Annotated in this window: 11 protein-coding genes, 2 tRNA genes and 1 pseudogene; 9 read left to right on the top strand and 5 right to left on the bottom strand. The window is 69.1% G+C overall.

The window, feature by feature from the left end:
- Positions 1 to 77 precede the first annotated feature (77 nt).
- The 4 genes and pseudogenes from OU415_RS26790 to OU415_RS26775 all read left to right on the top strand — a co-directional run bounded on the left by OU415_RS26790 (position 78) and on the right by OU415_RS26775 (position 2,162).
- Positions 78 to 151, top strand: a tRNA-Ile gene (locus OU415_RS26790).
- A 66-nt stretch (positions 152 to 217) separates the two neighbouring features.
- Positions 218 to 325, top strand: a pseudogene (locus tag OU415_RS26785) (DLW-39 family protein); the annotation flags it as partial.
- Positions 326 to 435: 110 nt separating this feature from the next.
- Positions 436 to 508 (top strand) — tRNA-Ala (locus OU415_RS26780).
- Between the two features lie 406 nt (positions 509 to 914).
- On the top strand, positions 915 to 2,162 hold the full coding sequence (locus OU415_RS26775; protein WP_270952026.1) for an MFS transporter: 1,248 nt from the start codon (positions 915 to 917) through the stop codon (positions 2,160 to 2,162).
- A gap of 7 nt (positions 2,163 to 2,169) precedes the next feature.
- Here the strand turns inward: OU415_RS26775 and OU415_RS26770 are convergent, their stop codons facing one another.
- Entirely contained in the window at positions 2,170 to 2,664 is a 495-nt protein-coding gene (locus OU415_RS26770) for an SRPBCC family protein (protein WP_270952025.1), read from the bottom strand.
- Between the two features lie 118 nt (positions 2,665 to 2,782).
- Positions 2,783 to 3,352, bottom strand: a complete 570-nt coding sequence (locus OU415_RS26765; RefSeq protein WP_270952024.1) for a BAR domain-containing protein — start codon at positions 3,350 to 3,352, stop codon at positions 2,783 to 2,785.
- A 103-nt stretch (positions 3,353 to 3,455) separates the two neighbouring features.
- Between OU415_RS26765 and OU415_RS26760 the strand changes: the two genes are divergently transcribed.
- Both OU415_RS26760 and OU415_RS26755 read left to right on the top strand, forming a co-directional pair.
- Entirely contained in the window at positions 3,456 to 4,004 is a 549-nt protein-coding gene (locus OU415_RS26760) for a peptidylprolyl isomerase (RefSeq protein WP_270952023.1), read from the top strand.
- Between the two features lie 34 nt (positions 4,005 to 4,038).
- Positions 4,039 to 4,968: a rhomboid family intramembrane serine protease gene (locus OU415_RS26755; RefSeq protein WP_270952022.1), complete on the top strand. Its 930-nt coding sequence runs from the start codon at positions 4,039 to 4,041 to the stop codon at positions 4,966 to 4,968.
- 63 nt (positions 4,969 to 5,031) lie between these two features.
- Here the strand turns inward: OU415_RS26755 and OU415_RS26750 are convergent, their stop codons facing one another.
- Together OU415_RS26750 and crgA are read right to left on the bottom strand one after the other, a co-directional pair.
- Positions 5,032 to 5,439: a PH domain-containing protein gene (locus tag OU415_RS26750; protein WP_270952020.1), complete on the bottom strand. Its 408-nt coding sequence runs from the start codon at positions 5,437 to 5,439 to the stop codon at positions 5,032 to 5,034.
- 161 nt (positions 5,440 to 5,600) lie between these two features.
- Positions 5,601 to 5,867: a cell division protein CrgA gene (crgA, locus tag OU415_RS26745; protein ID WP_270952019.1), complete on the bottom strand. Its 267-nt coding sequence runs from the start codon at positions 5,865 to 5,867 to the stop codon at positions 5,601 to 5,603.
- A gap of 178 nt (positions 5,868 to 6,045) precedes the next feature.
- Between crgA and OU415_RS26740 the strand changes: the two genes are divergently transcribed.
- The 3 genes from OU415_RS26740 (at position 6,046) to OU415_RS26730 (ending at position 7,935) form a co-directional block, all read left to right on the top strand.
- Entirely contained in the window at positions 6,046 to 6,885 is an 840-nt protein-coding gene (locus OU415_RS26740; protein ID WP_270952018.1) for a class E sortase, read from the top strand.
- A complete protein-coding gene (locus tag OU415_RS26735; protein WP_270952017.1) occupies positions 6,885 to 7,040 on the top strand; it encodes a hypothetical protein in 156 nt (51 codons plus the stop codon). The genes OU415_RS26740 and OU415_RS26735 overlap by 1 nt, the downstream gene beginning before the upstream one ends.
- Before the next feature lie 253 nt (positions 7,041 to 7,293).
- Entirely contained in the window at positions 7,294 to 7,935 is a 642-nt protein-coding gene (locus tag OU415_RS26730; protein WP_270952016.1) for an aminodeoxychorismate/anthranilate synthase component II, read from the top strand.
- A gap of 67 nt (positions 7,936 to 8,002) precedes the next feature.
- Here the strand turns inward: OU415_RS26730 and pknB are convergent, their stop codons facing one another.
- Entirely contained in the window at positions 8,003 to 9,970 is a 1,968-nt protein-coding gene (pknB, locus tag OU415_RS26725; RefSeq protein WP_270952015.1) for a Stk1 family PASTA domain-containing Ser/Thr kinase, read from the bottom strand.

The following is a 9,970-nucleotide window of genomic DNA, read 5'->3' as shown; positions in this document are numbered from 1 at the left end:
CCCCACGTCCTCCGGCCCAGAACCCACCCCCCCGTTCAGACGCCGGAAGGCGTCCTGTAGTCTTTGAATCACAACAAGGGCCTATAGCTCAGGCGGTTAGAGCGCTTCGCTGATAACGAAGAGGTCGAAGGTTCAAGTCCTTCTAGGCCCACTGGTAACCCTTTCAATACCCGAGACGTCACGGGCCCGAGCGCCGCGTGCAAGGAGGCGACCGGAAGTGAAGAAGCTGCTCGCACTCGCCGCAGTTGCTGGAGTCGTCCTGTTCGTCGTCCGGCGCAACCGTGCCGCCAAGGCCGAGGCCGACCTGTGGCGCGAGGCCACCGCCGAGGCCTGATCCTCCGGCGAAGTTCTTGAACCAGCCCGGTCCGGTTCGCCGCGCCGGGCTGTTCTCGTCGCCAGCTCCACCGGTCAGCTGACCCGGAGCGGCGACGACCAGGGGACGTAGCTCAATTGGCAGAGCACCGCCTTTGCAAGGCGGGGGTTAGGGGTTCGATTCCCCTCGTCTCCACTCGAAGTTTGGGCGAGGTGTGCCAACGGAAGGCGTTGGCCTGAACTTCTCGTCATTATTTTGGGGGGAGCGACTCCCCCCAAGCCCCCCTACGGTGCGGGGGTCTTTTTTGTATCTGCTCCTTGCGGTGGGGAGCCTTCCGGGCCTGCTCACCCACCAGCCCTCCGGGGGCTTGCGGCTCGGTGCTCCGCCCGCGTCTCTTGGTTTCCACTCCCAGCGGCCGCTCGCCCTTGGCTGGATCACTCCTCGGTTATTGGCTCTGGCGCTTCTCTTCTTCTTGGGTATTGGGTTCTTGGTGGGGGTTTTCGGGGAGTGGAAGGGGGTTTGGTGGGGTTTGGGGGTTGTCGGGTGAGCATCCTTGCTTCTGCTGTTGGGGTTGGTTTTTGCAGCGTTGCAGGGAGGTTTTATGGGTGGGGTTGGGTTTGGCGGGCGTGGGGGTTGGGCGCTCGGGTTGTGCTGGACCGCCGTTCTGCTGGACGGGTTCGACCTCGTCGTGCTCGGGTCCGTGCTGCCCGTGCTGCTCGAGACGCAGCAGTGGGGGTTGACTCCTGCTAGTGCTTCCGTCGTTTCGACCGTCGGGTTGGTCGGGATGACCATCGGGGCGTTGGCGATCGGGACCGTTACCGATGTCATCGGGCGGCGCAAGGCCTTGATCTTCGCCGTGACCAGCTTTTCCCTGCTGACCGCGCTGTGCGCTGTGGCGCCTTCGGTGTTCGTCTTCGGGGTGCTGCGGTTCCTCGCCGGGTTGGGTCTTGGTGGGTGTTTGCCGACCGCGATCGCGCTGGTCACCGAGCACGCTCGGGCCGGGAAGAGCGGTAGCGCCACCACGTCGATCATGACCGGGTACCACGTCGGGGCCGTGTTGACCGCACTGCTCGGGATCGCGGTTCTGCCCGGCTTGGGGTGGCGGGCGATGTTCGTCATCGGGGCCGCGCCCGCGCTGGTGCTCGTGCCGCTGATGCTCCGGTACCTGCCCGAATCGGAGTCCTTCGAGCAGGTCAAGGCCGAACGCGGTTCGCGCCGTGGGGCCGAGGCCGTTGCTTCGCTGTTCCGCGGTGGGCTCGGCCGGGCCACCATCGCCTTCTGGGTCACGTCCTTCATGGGGTTGCTGCTCGTCTACGGGCTCAACACCTGGTTGCCGCAGATCATGAAGTCCGCCGGGTACCCGCTCGGAGCCGCGCTGGGGTTGTTGCTGACGCTCAACATCGGTGCGGTGATCGGCCTGCTGGTCGCCGGTGCGGTGGCCGACCGGATCGGGCCGCGGCCGTCGACGATCGCCTGGTTCGCCGCCTCCGCGGTGTTCCTGGCCGCGCTGAGCATCAAGCTGCCCGGCATCGGCGTGTACGTCGCGGTGCTGATCGCCGGCTGCTTCGTGTTCAGCTCGCAGGTGCTCGTGTACGCCTACATCGGCCGCGTGTACCCGGCGGCGAACCGGGCCACCGGGCTCGGCTGGTCCGCCGGGATCGGGCGCATCGGTGCGATCTGCGGTCCATTGCTCGGCGGCGCGATGCTCACGGCGGGCATCGCCTACCCGTGGGGCTTCTACGCCTTCGCCGCGGTCGGCGCGCTGGGAGCTGTCGGGGCCGCGATGGTCGGGAAACCCGGGGTCGTGCAGGAGCAGGAGCTCAACGCCGACAACTCCCAGCACGCCTAGCGGCGGCTCAGCCCTCGACGGCTGCCTTGATCCGGTCCACCGTCTGCTGCATGGCCTCCTGGAGGCGGCCGCGGCGGAACTCCAGGAACGTCGCGGCCTTCTCCGGCGGCAGGCTGTCCCGGATCGCCAGCAGCCGACTCGGCGGGGACGTCATCACGAAGCGCTGGGTCAGCCGGCAGCCGTCGGCGGTCGGCTCGACCTCGAAGGACCACACCGGGTTCTCCGAGGGATCGGGCTGGGCGAGCACCGCCCAGGCGAACCGGCGCCCCGGTTCGGCCTCGACCACCTCGCACTCGGTGGTCCAGGTGTCGTCGCGGAACCGGTTGTGCCCCTTGAAGCGGGCGCCGACCGCACCCGGCTCCTCGGACGTCCACTCGCCGCCGGTGCACTCCGGGCTCCACTCGCCCATGCGCGTGATGTCGCTGGCGACCCGGTACACCACGTCCGCGGTCGCGGCCACCTCGGTGGTGGCGTGCAAATCGAAACTCGTCGGTTCAGTCATGTCAGCATCCTCGCCCCGCGAACCGGTCTCCCACTCTGTGATGCGGACCACCCCAAAGTGAAGGGCATCTTCGACCTGGCCGGTCGAAGATGCCCTTCACGCGTTCGGGTGATCTACCTCAGTGGGAGCGTTCAGCCGCGGGGTGCTGGTGGTCGGACTGGGACGGCACCTCGTAGTGGTCCGCGCGGTGGCGGGCCGGGGTGTCGCGCCGGGAGAAGTCGCTCTCCGCGGAAGCCACGGGGAGCTCTTCCGGGCGGCGGGAGAACGCGACCGCGGCTGCCGCGGCCAGACCGCCCAGGATCAGCAGGACCCAAGGCCACTTGCGGCGCTTCGGCTTCGGGCTGATCCGCTCGGCCAGCTCCTTGCGGGCCGCCACCGTGTTCTTGGCGAGCTGCTTGCGGGACTCGGCGGCCTTCTTCTCCCACTGCTTGCGCGCCTTGCGACTGCGCTTGGAGAGCTCCTTGCGGGACATCCCGGTGGTGCGCTGCGCGATCTTCTCCTGCAGCTCGTCGGTCGAAATGCCCCGGTTGGCGAGTTCCTGCTCGGCCAGCGTGGCGGCGTGCTTGGAGAACGCCACGCCCACCTCGCTCGCACGTTTCGCGCCGCGACGGGCGGACTTGATACCGGTCCCCACCGCCTTGCCCACGCTCTCGCCAGCTCGGGCCATCGCCTTCACCTCGTCCATCATCTGCCTCCTGGGCCGGGCTTTCACCGGTCGACTTCTGGGCCGCGTCGTGGCCCATATTGCACCCAGAAACCGGTATCGGCCTGTTCGATGGCAGGATGGTCGGGTGGCTGAAGACAATGGATCGCTCGTTGGGACGACGGTGACCGCGACCCTGCACACCTCGCAGGGAGACATCCGGATCAACCTGTTCCCCGACCAGGCGCCCAAGACCGTGAAGAACTTCGTCGGTCTTGCCGAAGGCACCCAGGAATACACCGAGCCGAACGCGAAGGGCGAGAAGTCCGGCCCGTTCTACGACGGCGTGATCTTCCACCGCGTCATCGAGGGCTTCATGGCCCAGACCGGTGACCCGACCGGCACCGGCCGCGGTGGCCCGGGCTACAAGTTCGGCGACGAGTTCCACCCGACCCTGCAGTTCGACCGCCCGTACCTGCTGGCCATGGCCAACGCCGGGCCCGGCACCAACGGTTCGCAGTTCTTCATCACGGTGGCTGCGACCAGCTGGTTGAACTACAAGCACACCATCTTCGGCGAGGTCGCCGACCAGGCGTCCCGCGACGTGGTCGACACGATCGCGACGACCGCGACCGGACAGGGCGACCGCCCGGTCAACGACATCATCATCGAGAAGGTCTCGATCGAGCGCGGTTGAGACCCGCCAACCGAGCAGGGAGCAGGTCCCACACGTGACTGTTCCGCCCGGATCCCAGCCAGGGGCGGACGGAGCGCCGCCGCAGCTGCCGACTTGCGTCCGGCACCCGGACCGCCCCACCGGGCTGCGCTGCACCCGGTGCGAGCGTCCGGCGTGCCCGGAATGCCTGCGCGACGCCTCCGTCGGCCAGCACTGCGTGGACTGCGTCGCGGAGGGGCAGCGCGGGCAGCGGCAGGCCGTGACGGTCGCCGGTGCCAAGCTGTCCGACAAGCCGATCCTGGTGCCGCTGCTGATCGCGGTCAACGTGGTGGTCTTCGCGATCACCGCGATCCAGGCCGGCAGCATCGGCGCGAACTTCACGGCGCCGCTCTTCGACGAGTTCGCGCTGTGGCCGATCCTGGTCGCAGGCGGGCAGTGGTACCGGCTGGTGACCTCCGGGTTCCTGCACATCGGGCTGCTGCACCTGGCGATGAACATGATCGCCCTGTGGGTGATCGGCCGTGACCTGGAGCTGCTGCTCGGGCGCTGGCGGTTCGCCGCGGTGTACGTGCTGTCGCTGCTCGGCGGCGGCGCCGCAGTGTTCCTGTTCGGCGAGGAGATCGCCCCGGTGGCTGGCGCGTCCGGCGCCGTGTACGGGCTGATGGGCGGGATCGCCATCGCCGCGCTGCGGCTGAAGGTGAGCCTGCGGCCGGTGCTGCTGGTCATCGGGCTGAACATCGCCGCCAGCGTGGTGATCCCCGGGATCTCGCTGCTCGGCCACCTCGGTGGGCTGGTGCTCGGCGTGCTCGCGACCGGTGCGCTGGTCTACGCGCCCCGGAACCGGCAGGCGCTGATCCAGGCCGGTGCGCTGGCCGCGCTGCTGGTGGTGCTGGTCGCCGTGCTGGTCACGCGGGACGCGCAGTTCGGCAACCTGGTGTGCTTCGGCTCCGGTTCGCAGGCGCGCTGCGGAGTGCTCGGATCGTAATAGCGAGTAGTAGCAAGGACTTCGATCAGCCCCGGCTACGACTGTGCCGGGGCTGATTCCTGCTCAGCTCCGCCAGGTGCGCAGGGCGTCGGCGACGTCCTGCGGGTCCGCGCCCAGGTCCAGGCGCGTCAGGATGACCAGGACGTCCGCGTCGAGCTCAAGGGACTGCACCTCGCGGCCGAAGCGGCGGTGCTCGCGGACCCTGATCGCCACGGCCGGCCAAGGCCAGTGCCGTCGGCCGCGCAGGCCCCGGATGGTGACGCCGTCGCGGTTCGCGCTCAGGCGCGGGCGGCAGATGGTGGCGTGCGCGGAGGCAGCGGCGAGGGCGAGCACCAGGACGCCGACGAACAGGCCGTCCACCGGGGACTCGGTGGCGAACCACCAGGTGATGGCCGCTGCGGTGAGCACCCAGCCGATCACCACCAGTCCCGCCGGGGTGGCCCACTGCTGCGATTCGTTCGCCTCGTCCACCGTTATCCACCCGCTACCGATGAGTTATCCACAGGAGTTATCCCCACTGGGGATGAGTTACACCCATGTCGTTCGACGACCCGGAGTCAATCCGCCATCGGGATGAGTGAGGCCCGAAGGGATTGCGCCCTCCGGGCCTCCACGCGAATCGCTGCGGTGGGTCAGCGCCAACGCATCGTCATCAGCAGGCCGACGATCATGAAGGCGAACCCGACGGCGAAGTTCCAGCCGCCGAGGTCGGTCATGAACGGGATCTTCTCGCCCGCGATGTAGTTGACCACCAGCCACAGCAGCCCGATGATCATCATCCCCAGCATCACTGCGACGTAGATGGGGTGTGACGGGCCGAGCGCCTTCGCCTTCACCGGCGTGCGGCGATCGGTCACCGGGGTGGGTGAGTCCTTCTTGCGGACCTTGGACTTGGGCATGGTGTCCTCGCCAGGTGGTGCGGCCGCGGGAGCCGCGTGCTCGGGCGTGGCAGACCCGCGAAACCAGCTGCGGATCGGCTCGTTGTTCCAGGTACCACGTTAACGTAATCACAGAGCCGATCTAGAGCCCGGCCGTGATCATTTTGCCCGGAGACCACCAGGACCCCGCGAACGAGCCGTGACGGAGAGCGCAACCGTGGCATCCCCCGAGCACCCGGAGGCCCCGCCGCCGGATCGTCGACGCGTCCGCTCCGCGCTGCGCGTGGTCGGCGAGCTGCTGATCACCGCGGGCCTGGTGCTGCTGCTCTTCGTGTTCTACGCGGTCTACGTGACCGACTGGTCCACCGCCCGCAAGCAGGCCGAGGCCACCGACCAGCTGCAGACCCGGTGGGAGCAGCCGGCACCGGCCGCGCCGCCACCGCCGCCCAGCACCGGTGAGGGCTTCGCCCAGCTGTACCTGCCGGAGTTCGGGCCGGACTTCCGGTTCGCGGTGCTGGAAGGCACCGACGGCGAGACGCTCTCCGCCGGTCCGGGCCACTACGTCGGCACCGCCTGGCCCGGCGAGCAGGGCAACTTCGCGGTGGCCGGGCACCGGATCGGCAAGGGCGCCCCGTTCAACGACCTGGACAAGCTCGACTCGTGCGATCCGATCGTGGTGGAGACCGCGACCCGCTGGTACGTCTACCGGGTGCTGCCGATGGCCGACGAGGTCGCCGGGTGGAACGGGCACGGCGGTGACCAGCGCTGCCAGGGCGTGGCGCCGATCGGCGGGCCGTACGAGCAGGTGCACGGCCAGCGCATCGTGCTACCGACGCAGGGCGAGGTGATCCACCCGGTTCCCGGCCAGCCGGTCGACCTGCTGCCCCCGGACCAGCGCACCAGGCTGATCACGCTGACCACCTGCCACCCGGAGTTCTCCGCCGAGCAGCGGCTGATCGTGCACGGCGTGCTCACCACGGAGTACCCGAAGGACCCGGCGCACCCGGAACTGCGGCCCGCTGAGCTGGAGGAACGCTGATGTACGGGTGGATCTGGCGGCACCTGCCCGGCGGCACTGCCGCGAAGGCGGTGCAGGCCCTGCTGCTGGTGGTCGCGGCCGTCGCGCTGCTGCTGTTCGTGGTGTTCCCGTGGATCGACCCGCTGCTGCCGTTCAACGACGTGACCACGCAGTAGGTGCCTGTCTGAAGCACTCGTTTTGCGTGGCGGTGCAAGTAGCGGAACCTCAGCGCCCGCCTGGTCTGCGGGTGCCCGACTTTATGTATGCCAATACACGGCAGTCGGGCCGTCCTCGCCAGGCGAACGCTGAGAACCCGCGGCGGTGCCAGCGCCGAGGGCGGGCTAAACGCCTCCGGCGTTTCAAAAACAAGGACGGGTTCGGTTCAAAACCAGTAGGACGTGACGTCACGGGCGCGCGTACGCTGGCGACGTGCGCGTACTCGTCGTCGACAACTACGACAGCTTCGTCTACAACCTCGTGCAGTACCTCGCCCAGCTGGGCGCGGACTGCGTCGTGCGCCGCAACGACGTCGTCACCGACGACGACGTGGCGGCCGCCGACGGCGTCCTGCTCAGCCCCGGTCCGGGCACGCCGGACCGCGCCGGTCGCACGATGGAGCTGATCCAGCGCTGCGCCGCGGAGCGCAAGCCGGTGCTGGGCGTGTGCCTCGGGCACCAGGCCATCGGCGCGGTGTGGGGCGGGGTCGTCGAGCGGGCGCCGGAGCTGCTGCACGGCAAGGTCAGCGAGATCCACCACTCCCGCGCCGGGGTGTTCGCCGGGCTGGCTGAGCCGTTCATCGCGACCCGCTACCACTCGCTGATCGTCCGCGCGGACTCCATCCCGGACGACTTCGAGATCACCGCCAAGACCGCCTCGGGCATCGTGATGGGCATGCGCCACCGCGAGCTGCCGGTCGAGGGCGTCCAGTTCCACCCCGAGTCGGTGCTCACCGATGGCGGCCACCGCATGCTCGCCAACTGGATGGCCAGCGCGGGCTACCCGGTGGACGAGCACCTCGTCGCCGGCCTCGAACGCGGCATGCGCGAAGTCGCCGCCGCAGCCCAGCGCTGACCAGCAAGAACTCCGGAAGGACGAAGGGCGCCTCCCGCGCGGGGAGGCGCCCTTCGTCATGCCCTGGTCAGCCGAACGGCGGGAAGAGGCCTCCGCCGTTGTCCGGGCTGGTGGTCGGCGACGAGCCCTTGCTGTAGTTGCCCACGTAGATCGTCACCGTCTCGTTGCGGCCGATCTTCTGGCCGGAGCCCGGCGAGGAGCTGAGCACCTTGCCGTCCTTGTCCTTGTCCGGGGTGTCCTGGCTGACCTCGTTGATGCTGCCGGTCCACCCGCGGCTCTGCAGCGCCTGCTCGGCCTGGCTCGGCGACATGCCGGTCAGGTCCGGGACGGAGATCTGCTGGCCGTTGGAGACCACCAGGGTCACCTCGGAACCCGCGCGGGCCTGGGTTCCGCCCGCCGGCGTCTGGTCGAGCACCGTGTCAGCGGGCTGGTCGGAGTCGCGCACCTGCTTCTTGACGCTGAACCCGGCGCCCTCCAGGTAGGCCTTCGCCGTGTCGAAGGGCTGGCCGCGGACGTCGCGGACCTGGACGGTCTCGACCGCCTTGCCCACCACGACGTTGATCGTGGTGCCCTTGGCGACGGAGGAGCCCCGGTTGTCCCAGTCCATGATCTTCTGGACCATCTTGGAGTCCGAGGTCTCCCGGTACTCCGGCGTGATGCCCAGCGTGAGGCCGGCGTCCCGCAGCTTCAGCTGCGCCTCGGACATGGACAGGCCTTCCAGGTCCGGGACGTCCACGCTCTCCGGACCGGTGCCGTAGCAGATCTCGATCGCGTCCGTTTCCTTGTTCAGCTGCGCCGGGTACTCGGGCGTCTGCTTGACGATCTTCTCGATCTGGTCCGGCGTGGACGGGCAGGCCTTGGGATCGACCCGCCAGCCCTCCTTCTGCGCGTAGTCCATCGCCTGGGTCTTGAGCATGTTCTTGAAGTTCGGCACGGGCTCGGTCTTGGGCGCGCTGTTGCCGACCAACGCGGTGATCCCCCACGCGGCGAGCGCGAAGACCGCGACGCAGGCCAGCGTGATGAGCGCGACCATCCGGTGCTTGCGGCGCTTGCGGTCCCGCTCGTCGTCGACCGGTTCTTCCGCGTCGCGCTCCACCGACCGGTGGCGACCCGGCACGACCTCGGTCGGCGCCGAGGTCTGGGTCAGCATCGCGGTGCGCTCCTCGTCCGACATGATCATCGGAGCCTTCGGGCGCTGCCCGGACAGCACCCGCACCAGGTCGGCGCGCATCTCCGCGGCCGACTGGTAGCGGTTCGCCGGGTTCTTGCTCAACGCCTTGAGCACCACCGCGTCCAGCGACGCGGGCACCGCCGGGTTCAGGTCGGAGGGCTTGCGCGGCTCCTCCCGGACGTGCTGGTAGGCCACCGCGACCGGCGAGTCACCGGTGAACGGCGGTTCCCCGGTGACCAGCTCGAACACCACGCAGCCCGTGGCGTAGACGTCGCTGCGCGCGTCCACCGCCTCGCCGCGCGCCTGCTCCGGCGACAGGTACTGCGCGGTGCCGATCACCGCGGCGGTCTGGGTGACCGCCGCCTGGCCGTCGGCCAGCGCGCGGGCGATGCCGAAGTCCATCACCTTCACCGCGCCGGAGCCGGTGATCATGATGTTGGCCGGCTTGACGTCGCGGTGGATGATGCCGTGCCGGTGGCTGAAGTCCAGCGCCGCCGAAGCGTCCGCCATGACCTCCATCGCCCGGCGCGGGGTCAGCGGCCCCTCGGTCTTGACGATGTCGCGCAGCGTCCGGCCGTCGACGTACTCCATCACGATGTAGGGCAGCGGCCCGCTCTCGGAGTCCGTTTCGCCGGTGTCGTAGACGGCCACGATCGCCGGGTGGTTCAGCGCGGCGGCGTTCTGCGCCTCGCGCCGGAACCGCAGCTGGAACGTGGGGTCGCGGGCGAGGTCGGCGCGCAGGATCTTCACCGCCACGTCCCGGCTCAACCGGGTGTCGCGACCGCGGAACACCTCGGACATGCCGCCGTAGCCGAGCGTCTCACCGAGCTCGTATCGGTTGGACAGAAGTCGGGGTGAACTCAT

It is taken from the genome of Saccharopolyspora oryzae (assembly GCF_027853915.1).
In the GTDB taxonomy this organism is placed as follows: domain Bacteria; phylum Actinomycetota; class Actinomycetes; order Mycobacteriales; family Pseudonocardiaceae; genus Saccharopolyspora; species Saccharopolyspora oryzae.
The sequence above is the reverse complement of the archived record's forward strand: the minus strand, read 5'-3'. Positions and strand labels throughout refer to the sequence as shown.